Source organism: Segetibacter sp. 3557_3, from assembly GCF_004354985.1.
Lineage (GTDB): Bacteria > Bacteroidota > Bacteroidia > Chitinophagales > Chitinophagaceae > Segetibacter.
The window spans coordinates 142,114-159,278 of record NZ_SMSK01000017.1 but is presented as its reverse complement, the minus strand read 5'-3'; the positions used below and the strand labels follow the sequence as shown (position 1 = coordinate 159,278).

Annotated in this window: 11 protein-coding genes, 1 pseudogene and 1 riboswitch; of the genes and pseudogenes, 6 read left to right on the top strand and 6 right to left on the bottom strand. The window is 45.3% G+C overall.

All coding sequences use genetic code 11. The features are described 5' to 3' along the window. Positions 1-744: pseudogene (locus EXU57_RS25950) on the top strand (cadherin-like beta sandwich domain-containing protein); the annotation flags it as partial. Between the two features lie 802 nt (positions 745-1,546). After that, entirely contained in the window at positions 1,547-2,764 is a 1,218-nt protein-coding gene (locus EXU57_RS20600) for a T9SS type A sorting domain-containing protein (RefSeq protein ID WP_133270142.1), read from the top strand. A gap of 265 nt (positions 2,765-3,029) precedes the next feature. On the opposite strand, the gene EXU57_RS20595 is transcribed toward EXU57_RS20600, so the two are convergent. Then, entirely contained in the window at positions 3,030-4,337 is a 1,308-nt protein-coding gene (locus EXU57_RS20595; RefSeq protein WP_133270141.1) for a voltage-gated chloride channel family protein, read from the bottom strand. 157 nt (positions 4,338-4,494) lie between these two features. Beyond that, positions 4,495-4,563: riboswitch (Fluoride riboswitch) on the bottom strand. Positions 4,564-4,855: 292 nt separating this feature from the next. Here EXU57_RS20595 and EXU57_RS20590 point away from each other — a divergent pair. Together EXU57_RS20590 and EXU57_RS20585 are read left to right on the top strand one after the other, a co-directional pair. Then, positions 4,856-6,271 carry a glycoside hydrolase family 105 protein gene (locus EXU57_RS20590; RefSeq protein WP_207955553.1) on the top strand — a complete coding sequence of 472 codons (1,416 nt, stop codon included), beginning with the start codon at positions 4,856-4,858 and terminating at the stop codon, positions 6,269-6,271. Between the two features lie 660 nt (positions 6,272-6,931). Continuing rightward, positions 6,932-9,364 carry a TonB-dependent receptor domain-containing protein gene (locus EXU57_RS20585; protein ID WP_133270140.1) on the top strand — a complete coding sequence of 811 codons (2,433 nt, stop codon included), beginning with the start codon at positions 6,932-6,934 and terminating at the stop codon, positions 9,362-9,364. A gap of 47 nt (positions 9,365-9,411) precedes the next feature. On the opposite strand, the gene EXU57_RS20580 is transcribed toward EXU57_RS20585, so the two are convergent. After that, complete coding sequence (locus EXU57_RS20580; RefSeq protein ID WP_133270139.1) at positions 9,412-9,903, bottom strand: DUF4396 domain-containing protein; 492 nt, start codon at positions 9,901-9,903, stop codon at positions 9,412-9,414. A 191-nt stretch (positions 9,904-10,094) separates the two neighbouring features. Between EXU57_RS20580 and EXU57_RS20575 the strand changes: the two genes are divergently transcribed. Together EXU57_RS20575 and EXU57_RS20570 are read left to right on the top strand one after the other, a co-directional pair. Next, positions 10,095-10,595 carry an Hcp family type VI secretion system effector gene (locus tag EXU57_RS20575; protein WP_133270138.1) on the top strand — a complete coding sequence of 167 codons (501 nt, stop codon included), beginning with the start codon at positions 10,095-10,097 and terminating at the stop codon, positions 10,593-10,595. A 516-nt stretch (positions 10,596-11,111) separates the two neighbouring features. Next, on the top strand, positions 11,112-11,741 hold the full coding sequence (locus EXU57_RS20570) for a hypothetical protein (protein ID WP_133270137.1): 630 nt from the start codon (positions 11,112-11,114) through the stop codon (positions 11,739-11,741). A 664-nt stretch (positions 11,742-12,405) separates the two neighbouring features. Here EXU57_RS20570 and EXU57_RS20565 read toward each other — a convergent pair. The 4 genes from EXU57_RS20565 to EXU57_RS20550 all read right to left on the bottom strand — a co-directional run bounded on the left by EXU57_RS20565 (position 12,406) and on the right by EXU57_RS20550 (position 17,158). Then, a complete protein-coding gene (locus EXU57_RS20565) occupies positions 12,406-13,527 on the bottom strand; it encodes an Ig-like domain-containing protein (RefSeq protein ID WP_133270136.1) in 1,122 nt (373 codons plus the stop codon). Next, positions 13,514-14,611, bottom strand: a complete 1,098-nt coding sequence (locus EXU57_RS20560; RefSeq protein WP_133270135.1) for a hypothetical protein — start codon at positions 14,609-14,611, stop codon at positions 13,514-13,516. Before EXU57_RS20560 ends, EXU57_RS20565 begins: the two co-directional genes overlap by 14 nt. A gap of 174 nt (positions 14,612-14,785) precedes the next feature. After that, a complete protein-coding gene (locus tag EXU57_RS20555; RefSeq protein WP_133270134.1) occupies positions 14,786-15,793 on the bottom strand; it encodes a glycoside hydrolase family 43 protein in 1,008 nt (335 codons plus the stop codon). Between the two features lie 288 nt (positions 15,794-16,081). Next, positions 16,082-17,158 carry a glycoside hydrolase family 43 protein gene (locus EXU57_RS20550; protein WP_207955552.1) on the bottom strand — a complete coding sequence of 359 codons (1,077 nt, stop codon included), beginning with the start codon at positions 17,156-17,158 and terminating at the stop codon, positions 16,082-16,084. Positions 17,159-17,165 lie beyond the last annotated feature (7 nt).

Here is a 17,165-nt window from a genome sequence, read left to right as displayed (position 1 = left end):
AATGCAACCGTAACCGTTAGAGGAAACGCTGTAACAAGCGGTTCTGCTTCTGCACCGATCACCCTGGTGGTAGGTAGCAACGTTATCCCGGTTGTGGTTACTGCACAGGATGGTTCAACTGTTAAGAACTACTCAATCACTATAACAAGGGCAACACCACCGGCTACAAATGCAAACCTCTCCAACCTGATCACTTCAGCTGGAGCACTTAACCCGGTATTTGCAGCAACTACCCTGGATTACACCGTTAGTGTTGCAAACAACGTTACTTCTGTAACTGTTACTCCAACCCTTGCTGATGCAAATGCAACCGTAACCGTTAGAGGAAACGCTGTAACAAGCGGTTCTGCTTCTGCACCGATCACCCTGGTGGTAGGTAGCAACGTTATCCCGGTTGTAGTTACTGCACAGGATGGTTCAACTGTTAAGAACTATTCGATCACCGTCATGAAAGCAGCAGCACCTGGTACCAACGCTAACCTTTCTAACCTGATCACATCAGCAGGAGCGCTCAACCCGACGTTTACTGCTAACACGCTTGCGTACACTGTTGGTGTAATTAATAGTGTAAATTCTATAACCATTACGCCTACCCTTGCTGATGCTAATGCAACAGTAAAAGTCAAAGGGATCAACGTAGCAAGCGGATCAGCTTCTGCGCCAATCAACCTTGTTGAAGGCGACAATGTAATTCCGGTTGCAGTTACTGCACAGGATGGCTCAACTGTTAAGAACTACAGCATTACCATCAACCGCGCTGGTCCTGAAGCATCCATCACCTTTAGTGGCAAGGTATTTTTGCAAGGCGCTTATAGTACCACAACGGGAAATATGAGCAATGCCCTTAACACATTAGGTATTCTTAAGGATAAGGCGCTAAGCCAGCCTTACAATGTTGCTCCATTCAATTACAGTGGCGGAGAAACCGTTGGTCAGAACTTCTTTGCAGCCAACACAGACATCGTTGATTGGGTATTGATAGAATTGAGAAGTCAGAATAACCCTTCAACAATTGTGGCGAGAAGAGCTGCTTTTGTAAAACGTGATGGTACTATTGTGGAGACTGAAGGATCAAGCACACAAATTTACTTTGACGGTCTTGTACCGGGCAGGTACCATGTATCTATCCGTCACAGGAACCACCTTGGTATCAGGTCGGCTAATGCCGTTGATTTCACAAGTGGTACAGGAACTGCCAATTTCACCACGTCGGGCAGTATGGCCTTCCAAAACCAGGCAAACACCCCGATGGTTCAAATGGGAACAGTTTGGGTTATGCGTGGTGGAAATGCCAACGCAAACAATAACGTTAAATACAATGGACCTGCTAACGACCAGGATCGTATACAAAACGGAAAGCTTGGAGGTTCTTTATCACTTGTAATTTCCAACCAATACTCCGCTGAAGATGTAAACCTGGATGGCAGCATCAAAACCAACGGACCTGCCAACGATCAGAACTTCTTGTTAAATATTATCTTAAGCGGACTTTTAAGTAATATTTTTACCGAGCAAATCGACTAATATCAACGAAAAATCAAGTTTCATGAAAAGACTCTGGCTATCTATTTTAACTTCCCTGGCTGTTTTTACGGGCATAGGGCAAACAATGCAGGCAACCATCAAGCCAGGCACAACACCAAGAACCATTGATTTATATGTAAAGTCTTCAGCAAGTTTTTCGCAGCGCGACGAGAACATGACTTTTGTACTCGCCTTTCCAAATACCATTACGCCTGCTCCTGTTGGTGCAGTTGCAACGCCCACTGCCGGGGTTACTTCTTCAGGACCAACACCTAACTCGCTTGGACCTGTTGCAGGCATCAGTGGAATACAGCCTACTTTTCTCGTCAACAACCTGGGAAGTACTTCAAGAGAGGTGGTTATAAGCACTCAAACAATCAACGGAGCGCCTTATTACCTAATGACTTTCATCTTTGCCAATACCGCAACAGTAGCACACAACTGGGTTGCTAATGAAGAACAAAGAATATTCAGCATCCAGTTTAATGGTTGTACGGCCAATTGCAATCCAAATGCTGAATTGTTGGTTAACATGCCCGGCGGTGGAGGACAAGGAAGCGCTTACTGGTATTTTCAAGCTAATGTACTTGGCGATATAACGAACTACCAGGCACCTTTTTACCAGAACCCACAATCAACCGTGCCGGTAAATGGAGGGAGTTCCGATGCACTGTCTTACATTGGACTTGCAAACCCTGTCTCTTTACCAATAAAGCTTGCCGCGTTTGATATCAATCCAAATGGTTGCGCAGTCAACATGAGATGGGAAGCTTCTGAAGAGATCAATGCCGGCTTCTATGGTATCGAACGCAGTACCGATGCAACCAACTTTGTTGAGATCGGGCAGCTGACTGCTACAAATGCCAGAACAGCAAAAAACTATACTTTTTCCGACAATGGTGCATCAGCAGGTAAAGTCTATTACCGGCTTCGCATGGTAGATAAAGACGGAAAGTATACGTATAGCCAGATCCGGGAGGTTGCTTTGAACTGTTCAGGTAAAAATAGCGTACAGGTTTATCCTACCGTTACTACCGGCCAGGTCACCATCAAGTTACCACAAGGGTTTGAGAACGCATCTATTGCAGTATACAACTCCGTTGGAACACAGGTACTGTCTGAAATCAGTAAAACACCTTTTAGAACTTTGAACCTCAAGTCTTTTGCAAGCGGTACTTATTTTGTTCAGATAGTTAACAACGGTGCAGTTGTTACAACCAGCAAAGTATTGCTGCAATAATAACTTCCAAATAAAAATGTAAGGGCGACCAATTGGTCGCCTTTTTTTTGATAGCTACTTTGCCTCTCGGGTAATCAGCTGCAGATGACTGAGCCGGGCACTCTTACCTGTCAGAAGTGTGTGCATGCCATTACGCTATCCTCTTCTCTCCGTATAGCACAAGCCTACCACTGGCTGTAGATTTCGAAGATTGCACCTGGGGTCACTACGATATAATGGGAATATACGTTACGCATTTAGCCTGACTCAGAAGATCCATGCTTTACTATTCTGCCCCTGTTATAGCAGATGTTGTTTCCCTTCCTGCCTTTGATGTTCCCTTACGTTGAGCCGAATAAATGCTTGCTGAGCCGCTGAAGTAATAAGCGGTAAAGCAGGCAACAGCGAAGTACACTATGTTTTCAGATCCAAATAATTCAACTCCCATCAAAGTACAGGCTAGCGGGGTGTTTGTAGCTCCGGCAAAAACGGCTATAAAACCAAGGGCAGCAAACAGGTCAACGGGAGAACCACTGACAGTGGCAAGCGTATTACCAAGTGTTGCCCCAATGAAAAATAGTGGAGTAACCTCGCCGCCCTTAAAGCCGGAACCCAGGGTTATCGCCGTTAATAGCAATTTCCAAAACCAACTCCAGGAACCAGCACCGTGTGGCTGGAATGCGGAAATGATACTAACACCGTCAGCCGGGTTTGTTACCCCAAGCCCAAGGTAGTCGAACGAACCTATTGCGTAAGACATGCCCACCACCAGAACCCCGCCTGACATTGCAGTTAGCAATTTATTGCTAACAACCCTCGCTGCACCCGCTTTAATCCCATGTGTAAGTTTTGCAAAGGTGTAACTCGCTGCACCAAAAAAAACACCTGCAATAATGACTTTACCAAGTAGGATAAGGTCCAACGAAACCCAGGGAACCCAACGATCGGGTGTGTTAACGAAAGCTACCTGGTAACGGGTGTGCACGATACCATAAGACGTGCAGGTAATGTCGGCAAGCACGCTTGCGATGAGGCAGGGTAATAGTGCATTATACTTTAACTTACCAACGGTTAATACCTCCATTGCAAATATAGCCGCCGCTACCGGGGTACCGAACACTGCACCAAACCCGGCCGACACTCCGCACATTAGTAAAATGCGTTGGTCGTCCTTCCCGAGTTTATAAAATCGGTCGATCGTCGCTGCGATACTTCCGCCCATTTGCACTGCTGTTCCTTCCCGGCCCGCTGAACCGCCAAAAAGATGAGTAACCAGGGTTGTAATTAATATCAGTGGTGCCATTCGTGGAGGAACCCCACCACCTGGAGAATGGATCTCATCCATGATAAGGTCATTGCCGCGAGCAGCAACACCTCCAAATTTTTCGTAAACCCACACGATCAATACGCCCGCTACGGGTAGTAGAAAAATGAGCCAAAGGTTTGCCCAACGGAAGACGGTAACAACATCAAGCAACCATAAAAACAAGGCGACCAGCGAGCCAACAGAAATGGCAAGCGGAAATACGAGAACCGACCAATACAGCAAGTGCCATAGTATATGCCGATGTTGATTGTTTGCTGGTTTGCTCATCCTACAAATAGATTAGGTTTCCCGGGAAGTTCATGTTAATCAAAACTTTTTGCGGAACTTCCACAACTCAGCAGCGTATTCATTTGCATCAAAACTTATTACAGTGATCAATGCAGGATTTCTGAAGCGCTTAAGTGAGCAGTTGTTCTTTTATGGACTATTTGCAGGTGTCATCAGCCGGCTACAACGGCGGTTGGTGCAGGAAGACACCATCTCCTGTGGTGGTGGCTAAATTAAGAAATTAGTTTAGTCTGCACAGATTGTTACCCGGTAAGTTGATCAGTATGTCCTCCGTGCTCAACCGGATGGCAACCGCTACTCTTCGTTGAAGTCGTGGCAAAAGGTTGAAAAGTATCATTGTTTTGGGTTGAATCGGGAAGTCCCCTTCCTTTGAGGCAGATTGAACTCCTTATAATTGCCAGTCGGTTTTATATTGCAGCCTCGTCTATAACAATTGTTTGAACTTTAGGCCGCCTGGCAGGAGGCACCAATAAATTAATCAACGTAGCAAAGTCTGTATGAAGAACAACTTTCCATTACCACGCACAGCCAAACTCGTCGGTAGCATCAGTCTCATTGTTGCTATCGTGTTCATCACCAATAGCTGTTTTACTAGGGGCAAAAATCGTCAGGCATTGGCTGCGAATGAACAATGGTCGCAAAAGATGGTGGAGTCACACGGTCTAAAAGATTTTTATACCAATCGCGAGTTACATGCACGGTTGTCTACCACGGGTTGGGACTATGTTACCGGACTGATTGCAATTTCAGTACTGCGCGCCTGGGAACAGTACCCCGCCAAAACTGAATATTATGGTGCCGTGAAAGCTTATGCAGATCGGAACATCAATGCAGATGGTTCTATGATCATTCGGTCGTCTGGCGAGTCGGCACTTGGGCCCAGCAATATTGATGATCTCGCTGCAGGCCGGATATTTTTTACCCTGTACAAAGAAGAACTCAAAAAAGGCAATACCAAAGATGCCAATCGTTACAAAAATGCAGCAACGCTTATCCGTAACAAATTAAAAAACGAGCATTCACGGATTAAAGAAGGACTGCCTGGTGCCGGTGGTTTTTTTCACAAGGCCCAATACCCTTCGCAAATGTGGCTCGATGGGCTTTATATGGGAGCACCAGTTTATGCACTTTGGCAATCGGAGTTTGGAACAGGAGATGCAAGTGAGAACCGGCAGAGCTGGACGGACATTGCCAATCAATTTAAGATCCTGCATCAGCATACGTACAATGCCGACAAACAGTTGAATTACCATGCGTGGTCCGCTACACCAAATGATGCCAATTCATTTTGGGCAAACAAAACTGAACCGTTCCTGGGTTGCAGTAAGGAGTTCTGGGGCCGGGGTATGGGTTGGTATTTTGCCGCGCTGGTTGATGTACTCGAGGTAATGCCAAAGGACCATCCGGATTATTCAACGATACGTACAAACTTAAACCAGGTTGCTACCGGTTTAAAAAGGTGGCAGGATAAAGGTTCGGGGGTATGGTACCAACTGTTGCAATACGATTCAACGATGAAAGGTGATGGCAAGGGAGATGAGGTGAACGGAAAAACGTTTAATGTTTGTACCGCTGCAAATTACCTTGAGGCATCCTGCTCATCCATTTTTACTTATGCCTATTTTAAAGGCATGCGGTTGGGATTGCTGGATAAAGGCACGTACAGGTCTACTGCAGAAAAGGCCTACCAGGGTTTAGTAAAGACGTTTATTCGTCCACAAGCAACAGGAGTCGACATTATCCAGTCCTGTGCTTCTGCCGGGCTTGGACCTGCCGGTAACCCTTCCCGTACGGGTACGATCAACTATTACCTGTGCGGTTCAGATGTAACAGTTGTTAAGAACGAAGGTAAGGCCATAGGAACATTCATCCTTGCCAGTGTTGAGTACGAGAACTATTTAAACAACAAATAAAAAGATCAATTGAGCATTTTGACCGCTACGTAAAAGCGTCGTTCCAAAGCTTGTCTTAACAGCAAAAGAAAGGACTAATGTCCAACAAAACGCGTACGCTCCTCCAACAACAAGCCGAATATAAAGGGGCTGTCTCAATCGCTTGAGACAGCCCCTTTTTTTCAAGCACCTGCTGGGATATTGATCCTTAACAACGCTAACTTACCCGCACCTATTTGAACACCTGTTCAGCACCGTAGTGCGTTTATCAATGCTACTATAAACAGCGGGCGCAAGAAAATGCAGTACTCCTGGTAGCTCCCGAGGTTTATACCGGGGTGCACAACATCCGGGAGCCTTCCCCTATAATTAAGCCCATCTTCAGCTCGAAAGCGGCAGCAAACCATTGCCCTGCTTACCGGCGTTCATTAAGCGCGTTTTAGGAAGCCAGTTAAACAGGCTATCAACTCCCCTTCCGCCGTTTAGTTGCTCAATTCGCCGTTCAAATAGAATTTTTAAAAGATTGTTAATGAAAAATGGCCGCCGCACCAAAAAGACACTACTTTAGCAGTGCACTAGAACAATAGTACACTATATACCATCAACTGTTAATCCCTTGGTAGAACGTGGTGATAATTGTTCTTCTTCAACCCATGTCATTATTCCAAAACATTCCCGATTATGAAACGCTTTTTCTGCCTTACCCTGACGGTTTTTCTTGCATCAAGCGGCTTTGGCCAGGGTGCCCCGAGAATTTCAGGATTGGTTATTGGTAAAGACGAAAAAACAATAGCAGGCGCGACAATATCCTTACTACGGGCAAAAGACTCTGCAACGCTTAAACTATCTGCAGCCAATAAGGATGGAGCTTACTTCTTCGAAAATGTAAATACCGGCAACTTTCTCTTAGCCGCAACGGCAGTCGGGTACAAAAAAAGCTATTCCAAAATATTTACCCTTGATGTTCAACAAAACCTGAGCATTCCAACCATTCGTTTAACCCCGACCAACAAAGATCTTGCGGGTGTTACAGTTACGGCAACGAGGCCCCTGGTTGAACAAAAAATCGACCGGACCATCGTTAACGTGGAGGCCTCGATTACAAATATTGGAACCTCAGCTTTAGAGGTTCTTGAAAAAGCCCCGGGTGTATCTGTTGATCGCGATGGAAATATCAGCCTGAAAGGTAAGGAAGGAGTGATGATTATGATTGATGGCCGTCCAACCCAACTCGGTGGAGCCGATCTCGCGAACCTTTTGCGCAACCTGAACTCCAACCAAATGGACCAGGTTGAAATTATGACCAACCCGCCAGCGCGGTATGATGCTGCCGGAGGTGCAGGTATCATCAACATAAAAACAAAAAAGAACATCAGCGCCGGTTACAATGGATCAGCAACGCTGGGTGTGACACAAGGCAGGTATCCAAAAACAAATGAAGCACTGAACCTGAATTATCGCAACGGCAAAATAAATGTGTTTACCAACCTCAGCCACAATTACCGCAAAAGTTTCGGAACATTAAAAATCAACCGCAATATCATCAGCGATAATACCAGCACTATTGATAAGGTATTCAACCAGCAAGCCGATCGCATTTCAGAAGGAAACTCCTATAATGCCAAAGTAGGCGTAGATTATTTTGTAAGCAAAAAAACTACTCTTGGTATCGTGGCAGGAGCTACGTCCTCTCCGAATTTTTCAACAAACAAGAATGTCACCAACATATCCAATGCGTTGAAAAACCTGGAAAGTATTACTATGGCTACCGTTAACAACGATGGGGTTATGAACAGCTTTAGTACAAACCTTAACTTTCGTACCCAGCTCAACAACAAAGGCAGGGAAATTACATCGGACATCGACTTCCTGGGTTATACCTCGGCAGTTGATCAGTATATGGTAAATTCTTACACCGATGCAGCTGGAAGGGTATTTAGAAAAGCAGATACATTGAATGGAGATTTACCGCAGGATATACAGGTATACAGCGGAAGAGTGGATTATGTACATCCGCTAAAGAAAAATGCAAAATTTGAAGCAGGTGTTAAAAGCGGTATTGTACGTACAGATAATAATGCCAATTACGATAGTGTTCAATACGGTAGAATAGTGCACGACTTTAACCGGAGCAATCATTTTATATACCAGGAGAATATCAATGCCGCCTATGTAAACTACAGCACTCCTTTATCGAAAAAGATCAGTGCGCAGCTCGGTTTACGATTGGAAAACACCATTGCAAAAGGAAAACAATTAACAACGGGTGAGGACTTCAACCGCAACTACATCCAGCTTTTTCCCACAGCCTATTTTCAATACAAGGCAAACGAAAAAAATAGCTTTGGTGCAAACTTCGGAAGAAGGGTTAGACGTCCGAATTACCAAAGTCTGAATCCATTCATCAGGTTTATAGACAGGTACACTTACAGCCAGGGTAATCCAAACCTTAAGCCTTCATTGAGCAATAATATAGAACTAACCCATACCTGGAAAAACCAAATTACCACAACGCTAAACTACACCAGTACAAAAGATATTATTGAAGGCGTTATTGAACAAAAAGGCCAGGAAGCATATACAAAGCCATCCAATATTGCTTCACTTGAACAGATTGGCCTTGCTGTAAACGCGAATAACCCAATTACGAAATGGTGGACCAGCACGATGAATGTGAATGTATTCAACAATCGATATAAAGGCATTGTGAGCAACGCTTCGGTCAACTTTGCCGCAACCAGTTTTGTTGTTACCGGAACCCAACAATTCAAGATCAATAAAACGTTAACTGCTGAAATAAACGGGAGGTTCAGAAATGGCTGGCTTGAAGGTGTCATGCGGGCAAAACCAGTTGGATTTGTTGGTGCAGGTGTTGGACAGCAGGTATTGAAAAACCAGGGAACACTTCGTTTAAGTATACGCGATATTTTTTACACCCAAAGATTTAGGGGAGTCGGCAAATACGGAAACGTAGATTTCGATTTCCAGGAAATTGCCGAAACCAGGGTTATCTCATTAAGCTTCTCGTACCGTTTTAGCAAAGGCAAAAAGATTGCACCGGTAAAGAGAACAGTGGGAAGCGCAAACGAAGAGCAGGAAAGAATAGGCCAATAATAAATGAGGGGTAACACCTACCACCATCAACGATAACACGCCTGCTATCAGTGATGATGTGTTCTCCCTTTCCTGACCATATAATAGTTGATGGGAAAGGCAGCAAGAAATCCGGCAGCCAGCGCCAACAACATACCAATCCAGAAAATGCCGTCGGTAAGTGTTGCGTGCATAACACCCGGGGTATAAACCTGAACAAGTACCTCGGTTGTTTCCATTACCAATATGCTTAAGCCTTCAGCGATCAACACCATCCTGAATGCCGCTCTGAAGGAAAACTTTGCTTTTAATAAGGGCCGCATACCCAGAACGAAGCCCCCAACAATGCCGAGGATAATCGCAAGGATCATTTGAGAAAGATTATCCATGTGCAGGGCAGCGCCGATAATCATTCCTGAAATTTCACCTAATCCACATCCGAGGAGACAATGAAGTGTTGCACTGATGGCAAGTTTGAAATAATTAGCCTTTAATGAATTGTTTGCTGCATCGCCGGACCCCAGGTGGTGATGCGGTAAATGTGCATGCATCTGTTTCATACAATTTTTTCAACAAAGGTTGATCATAGTGCCATAGACCTGGTTACATAATTCAGGATTGTTTTTGCAAAATTTACAGGTGAACAACTAAACATAGCCATTTACAAAAATAATTTGCGGTTGAAACGCCGTAATGCTTTTATCAGTCAACGTTTATTTCCATCTTGTTTCAACAAACAAAATTTATAAACATGGCAGTAAATGCATTCGTTAACTTTTTTGATAAAGCCGAGGGCGAGTCCATTCAAAAAGGAAAAGAAAAATGGACAGAGATCCAGGGTTGGGATTGGGAAGTTGAAGCCGAGTCGAGTTGGACCAAAGGTGGAGGCGCAAGCGTAGGAAAGCCTAATCCTGGCAAGTTCAGCTTCACGCACCGGTTCGACAGTTCATCAACCGTGATTCTTGGCTATATCTGCACCGGGAAAGCCTTCCCGAAGCTTGAGTTACAGATGACCAAAACAACCGGCAAAGGGGTTCCGGAAACCTATTTTACGATGAGCATGGAAGGTGTTTTCGTTACCAAAGTTTCAAATGCCGGAACCGAAGATGGCAATGTGTTGCAGATGGTTGAGATGGTATTTAAAACGGTGAAAATAGAATACAGGCCGCAAGACACAAAGATCGGCACGCTGGGTTCGCCGAGGATGTACAACTGGGATATTCCGGCAGGTACTGCGTCACCATCTGCTTAAAGGAAGACAGCAGTATTTTCCTGATCGTTCCTGCTGTAAAGCCGCTGTGCCTCCAGGTCGTTGCTAATATTGGTGATGCCAACCTGTCGCCCAAGCCTGTTGGGTCGTCTAAAACGACTATGGAATACGTATGCCTTACCTGGAACGTCTTAATGCCCCAATCATCTACTTATCCCCGGGTCTTGTTATGACATATCAATCTGTGTCAACTTTCTGAAGCCTATAAATAACGGGTAATTGTTGACCGTGTAATTGGATCAACCCTGCTCGTAGTAAGAGACCTTAGCGTGGCGGAAATGACACCAGTTAGTTTTGCCTGTAGCATAGGTCAGTTTTCGTTAGCCTCGCCCGATTACAACATGTTGAAAGAAAGACAATAAGTACCAGGAAGCAAATAAACCGCTGCTTGCAGCGTTTATGGCCTGGTGCAGCAATGGTGAAGCCTGACACTACAGATCGGGCCTCAGTAATTGCAGCAACCTTTTTAGACTTATTTCTTTCCTTAATCAACAATCCATGAAAAAAACCTTTACCCCTTTTATTGCCGCGGTATTGTCACTTACTATTTTCGCTTGTCAAAAAGGCATCGACGGAACTGTTCAAAACGGAACAGGCACAACCACAACGATCCCTTCAAACGCAGGCCTGATAGGTACCTGGAAACTGGTTTCCTTAGAAGTACAAACAAAATCTAGCAACCAGGTAATCTCCGGGGCGGATATCAACAAAACAGTAACCACAACAAATTATATCACCGACAACAATACCGGCTCGATATCATTTAGTCCGACAATAGCAACTACATCAAATATCTCTTATTCGGTCAACACGATGGCTAACGCTTTGATGTACGAAAACGGCGTGTTCCTGGATAGCTTTTCGATGCCCTTTCAATTCAACGTTCCTCCGGCTTCGTCAAGCATCTCCTATCAGCGAATTGGTTCAGACTCGTTGCATTTTCAATCGGGGTTTTCCCTGATGAACAACACAACCCAGGCAACCCAACCAGCGGGAGCAAAGATGAAGCTTGATAAGAACAGGTTATACATCACCCAAACCGTAAATCAAACTACCAGCCAGCTTATACAAGGAGACGTAGCTACAGCAATCATGATTGCGACGGCGAAAATGACGTTTGAGCGATAGGGATTGTTGAATGCCGAAAGATGAAGCTATGTTCCGGTTGCTGAGCGAGGTAAATTTCAGCCCAACAAACAACATGTGTAGTTCCTGCAATGTGACTCGCCCAATGTACCAACGGGTCAACTGTAGCAAGCAGTCGAAAGTAAACCCGGTCTCAATGAACCCCGGGTAAAGATTCCAAACCACCAATCCGGGCTAAAACGGTGTACCCCCAACCATAAAAGGAAGCGACTTGTTCAGCATAAAAGCCGAATAGAACTCTAAGCAACGAAGAGTGCGACGCGCTTCCGACCGGAGGAACACTATCGTGTACTCATCGAAGCACCTGAATAATCAATCCTCCCGAGTAATGACAGGATTTTGAGTTGGAGTGAAAGATGTCCATTGCTTTGCCAAAGTGATTGCGACCCCGGAACAAGTTCAGGGCAGGCTGTTCAGCTGACAGATGTGTTGCAGTACAAGCGAGCGTGGCAACGATGCTGCCATAGAAAACCGATGCTGGTACCCCAAAAAAAATTTGGAAAAATGGTATACACGTTAGGGCGGAGCTAGGGCGGGGAAAGATGTACAATGGAAAAACCTTAAGCTTGTGCCATGAAAGATTCCTCGTGAATATGCTCTTGTAGCGGGCGAAAAGCTATAGTTTAGGTGATGTTATAACTTACGATCACTTAACCTCAAACCGTTTTTCAAAACTGGTCCGGTCGGCGTTCGGATTTTTCACCTGCAAATCACGATCAAAGGGCCGGTTGAGGTTATTGCCCGAAAGATCTTCGAGAACAGGATCAACCTGCAGGTTATATACCCCGGGCAGCCATGGCTCGTCTGGTGTAAACCGGAGTTTAGTCTGATTATCGATTACCACCGTTTTGCCCGCCACCTCTATACCAGTATTAGCTACAACACGAACGCTCTCCTGCGCAAGAAAATAATCCAGCACGTCGTTAAAAGTTGCATTTAGAGGCTCCCTTGTGCCCTGTGACGGTACCTGCAGGTTCCACTGTTCAAGAGCAGGCGAAAGGCTATCCCTGGCACCTACAACAAAAGCCTTCTTGTATTCCTGCTGCAGCGGCAGGTTGTTGCGATCTTTCCAACCGGATGATACAACCAACGTAAAGCTTTCGCCCTGCTTTAACGGGTTGCCGGATTGCCGGTTTGGAATAAGGTCGCGCTTTATCCTGCCAGGATCCAGCCATACGGTTAGCACCGTTCTTTCTTTGTTCCACAGCTCTGGTTGTAAATCGAGAAAAATATCCGGCAGGGTATCGTTGTTGCGATTGATCAATGCGATGTGCTTAAGCGACTGACCTTCGCGCATGGGTGCCGAGAATTGCAGGTAGACTTTAAGCAGGTTTTCGGGCACGGTATCGATAGCCGGATACACAGTCAAGAGACTTGTTCGGGGGTTGGTAACAGGGGATGAAACTTGTACTTTACCGAGCAACTCATCATTAAAGTAAACAGCGTAATCCATATTGCCCGAAAGCGGTACCAGTGGTGTAAATACAACCCTTTCACTTTCCACGAGGTAGTCGCCCAGCATTGAAATCGATCGGGTGGTATCAACATATACCTTCAGCTTGTTACTGATCTCCTTATCGGTCGCACCATTTAAGATACGTTTTGGAACTGCAATAGCAGTGGCAGTATTGCTGTGGTAAACGATTTCAATTGATGAAGTTGTTGCCTGCCTGCAGCCTTGCAGTAACGTACACGCAAAAAAAATCAGGCTGCCTATGCAATGCAACCTGATTAGGAGAAGTTTATGTTGAATGTTACTTAATATCATTTGCCGTTAGAAGGTCCACAGCCCCGCTTTCTTTTTTCTGTATTACCACAAGTTGGTTTTCGTCGAGCTTATCCATTTGCAGCACCTTGCTCATATCGGGCATGGTGGTATAGGCAACACCCGCTGTACCCTTTACCGGCTCGGTAAGGGTACCCTCAAAAGCGGCAATGCTCTTATAATCCACTTTGGCAACAGGCCTTGCTGTATTTGCCATAACCAAATAGGAGCCGGTATTTTTATTTAAACTGATCATGTCAATCGGGGTATTGCCGCTCCCCATTTCTGCAACGGTCCTCCCTTTTACATGCATGCCCGGCTTTAGTTCATCCATAGGGAAGAGTACCAATGGGGTGCAGGTATAACTTGCCACAAGGTATTTTTTGCCATTGATTTCTGCGGTTGTAAATGTGCGGATGGGCGCTGCTGTTTCATAACGTCCGTGAGCCGCATGATAGATCTCAAGTGTTGACTCATCCTGCTTATCTGTAAAAGGAAAGGGAATGCTTTTGAATGAGGAACTAAACTGGTGGTTCGACAAACCACTCACCAGCAATTTTCCATCAGCATAACCAAGGTCGGATATGGTGGAAACCCGCAACGATCTGCCACGCTGATCCTTTGCGTCTTCAGCCGGTGAGTTATTTAAGGCTACGGCAGAAAATGCAACATCTTTAAATGGAAACGCAGCAATCTTATCTCCGTCGATGGTCAGCAACACCGGTGTACCATCGCTGTGCTGTACAGAAAGGTATAGTTTCTTGCTAACCGGGTTTACGGCCATATCAGTAATGGTAATATTACCTGCCTGGGTTCCGAGTGCGGCAGCAATCTTTTGATCGATGTTCTGCATTTCGACAGGGGTAGCCTGCTTGTTCTTTTTTGTGTCGTTAGTGTTAACCGCGAACACCGTTGCACTTTTAGAGTCGCCGATAAAGAGCACACCATCGGGACCAAAAGCTAAAGCACTAATGGATTGAACCTGTGGGGTACCTTTTTCGAGGCCGTTTGCCGAAGGGCGTTTGATGGCTCCCATAAGGAACAGCCCGGTGGCACAGGCAACCAGGTAAATAGCGGATTTCTTCATTGTAAATGATTTGAATAAATGTGTTCAGTTAGATCGTTCCCGGATATCATTCCTGCCTGCAACAGGCAAGCAACACCTTAAGGTAAGTATTTCTACCAGCAGAAGGAAATAACCCCGGAGCTAGTCGGCATGACAGCCTATTTTATCGGTATTGCTTTGGCCAGATAGTTAAATTTATGTACCTGGAATGTAACGCTGACCCAGCACCAGCTTATCCCCCGATAAACTCACTTCAAAGAGATGCGGAATACGAAGATACCGCCCATTGATGCTTTTATGGCTATGAACCGACATCAGCAGCTTTCCATCGAGCGTTTTAAACAACATGCCATGACCAAAGTTCGACGGGGTTATCGGATCTTTTTCATGTACCCAGGGACCATCGAGTGTGCCGCTTTTTGAATACGCGACACCTTGTGTGTAAACATCGTGTATCCAACTTGTCCAGATCATGCCCAACCGGCCAGTGCCGGTATTAAACAGGTAGGGACCATCGGTAACTTTATTGGGCCTGTCCTTGCCTTGCTCATCTTTTTCACGGCTCCATGGCGACTCACTTGCCCGGAACAATACCTTGCCCGAACCAATTGAACCGCTTAAGTCAGGTTTGAGCTCAATCTTTTCGATTGTGCCATTCCAGTTTTGCAGCCACTCATAACAATAAACCATGTAAGGTTTACCGTCTTTGTCAACCCATAGCGTACCATCAAGTGTGGGCATGTTTGCAGGCAGGTAAATGGAATCTTTCATGGGTACATACGGGCCGTCGGGTGAGTCACTCACCAATACATGGCATGCCCTGCGTTCTATTGCATTCCCCCTGACACTGTCGATCTTTACTGCCCGATTGGTAAAAGTGGCGAAGTAGTAGTATTTGTTTTTGTAAGCATGAATTTCAGCGGCCCATATCATTGGTGCGGGTCCCATCCACGATTTAGGATCCGTTTTCGCAACTGCATATGGTCCATCCCAGTACTTGAGGTCTTTACTCTTCCATAGCATACCGCCGGTGCCAGTCATATAATACATGCTTGTTTTCTTATCGGCGAGTATAAACGGGTCGCTTAATACAATTGAGTCGATTAGTACATTGGTTCTGGGCGCGCGTGGTCCCCTCTCCTGTGCATATGATCCAATACTGAATAAGAGACAGATAATTGAAGCCGCGAACAGGTGTTTCATATGGTTGTTTAAAATGTAAATTGTTGTCCAATATCAATATGCGGTAAGGATTTCCAACCCGGTTAAAAGCATAATGGCCTAACAAAATACAGAAAGGTAAATGCTTCACCTAAAAGAAATCTGGCGGATTATGTTTGCAATAGCAGCCCCAACAGAGCAATACAAACAAAAATTAAAATTGCGCTGAATACAATTCCGAACTTGTACCGACTCCGGCGACTAGAAATGCAAAGCCTGATTGCGCGTCACCTACGTTAATAAAGCTTAGCCAATAATACTTCTACTATCTCAGTTCGCCTCATACAAAAACCGGAATGATCCGGGTTCAGCAACAAGTCTATCGATACCGGTTGACTTGTCTTTTACAAACCCGATTTTCATAATCGCTGTTTTCCGGGGTGCCACCTTGCCTGACGATTGGTGTGTATGAAAAACATACCAAAGCTGTCCATTCTTTGCCTTTACCACATCGCCATGCCCGCTTCCATTTTCACCCGTGACCGAGCGGTGAATGATAGGGTTGTTTTTAGATTTTGTCCATGGCCCAAGAGGCGACGGGCTTGTTGCGTAACCCACCGCATAATCAACACTGCGAAAGTCGTTGGCACTATAAACCAGGTAATACAGCCCTCCATGCTTTAATACTGTCGGCCCTTCAGTTACCGACCATTGGTCTTTACGAACATTTTCCCATTGCTCACCGGCTTCAATGCAAAGCCTTGCGGTCTCGCTTTTTACGGACAGCATATCCGCTTGCATTTCTGCTACATAAATCCTGTTACCTCCATTGGCTACAACTACGTAGTACAGGTAGTTTCTTCCATCACCATCGTTAAACACGTATGGGTCGATCTGTTTTGTTTCACCCGAAATGGGCTTAGCTGAAGTGCCCTCGAATGGTCCCAGGGGAGTTGTACTTACAGCCATACCAATGTGCTCATTAGCAGCATATGCCATATAAAACTTTCCTGCGTGGCCAAATACCTGGGGTGCCCAAAACTGTGCGCTACCAAATACTTGCCCTTTCCGTAAAGCGTAGCCGTCAAGTTTACCCGAAGGACCCACCCAGGTTTTTAGATCTTTTGAAGAATACACTGCAAAGCCCTGGTTATATCGATCACCACCCGTTCCATATAAGTAATAGGTACCCTTATGCCGGAATATAGTAGGATCCGCCAGGTATATGTTTTTCGCTGAGGGATCACCAGGCTGGGGACGTACAGGGATGAAACGGGACGAACAACTATTTAGAAAAACACTCAGCAGAATAATTAAGTAAGGACAGGATTGACTGCATTTGGCGAAATAAATAAACCCGGTTCCAAACGGCTCGGCGGTATAATGCATTTGCAACTGCTTAGGCATCTTAGTT

What these genes read in the sequence shown, in the direction of transcription:
- EXU57_RS20585 (WP_133270140.1), top strand. Translation starts at nt 6,932, where the DNA reads ATGAAACGCTTTTTCTGCCTTACCCTGACGGTTTTTCTTGCATCAAGC.
- EXU57_RS20555 (WP_133270134.1), bottom strand. Translation starts at nt 15,793, where the DNA reads ATGAAACACCTGTTCGCGGCTTCAATTATCTGTCTCTTATTCAGTATT.
- EXU57_RS20580 (WP_133270139.1), bottom strand. Translation starts at nt 9,903, where the DNA reads ATGAAACAGATGCATGCACATTTACCGCATCACCACCTGGGGTCCGGC.
- EXU57_RS20600 (WP_133270142.1), top strand. Translation starts at nt 1,547, where the DNA reads ATGAAAAGACTCTGGCTATCTATTTTAACTTCCCTGGCTGTTTTTACG.
- EXU57_RS20575 (WP_133270138.1), top strand. Translation starts at nt 10,095, where the DNA reads ATGGCAGTAAATGCATTCGTTAACTTTTTTGATAAAGCCGAGGGCGAG.
- EXU57_RS20570 (WP_133270137.1), top strand. Translation starts at nt 11,112, where the DNA reads ATGAAAAAAACCTTTACCCCTTTTATTGCCGCGGTATTGTCACTTACT.
- EXU57_RS20565 (WP_133270136.1), bottom strand. Translation starts at nt 13,527, where the DNA reads ATGATATTAAGTAACATTCAACATAAACTTCTCCTAATCAGGTTGCAT.
- EXU57_RS20595 (WP_133270141.1), bottom strand. Translation starts at nt 4,337, where the DNA reads ATGAGCAAACCAGCAAACAATCAACATCGGCATATACTATGGCACTTG.
- EXU57_RS20560 (WP_133270135.1), bottom strand. Translation starts at nt 14,611, where the DNA reads ATGAAGAAATCCGCTATTTACCTGGTTGCCTGTGCCACCGGGCTGTTC.
- EXU57_RS20550 (WP_207955552.1), bottom strand. Translation starts at nt 17,158, where the DNA reads ATGCCTAAGCAGTTGCAAATGCATTATACCGCCGAGCCGTTTGGAACC.
- EXU57_RS20590 (WP_207955553.1), top strand. Translation starts at nt 4,856, where the DNA reads ATGAAGAACAACTTTCCATTACCACGCACAGCCAAACTCGTCGGTAGC.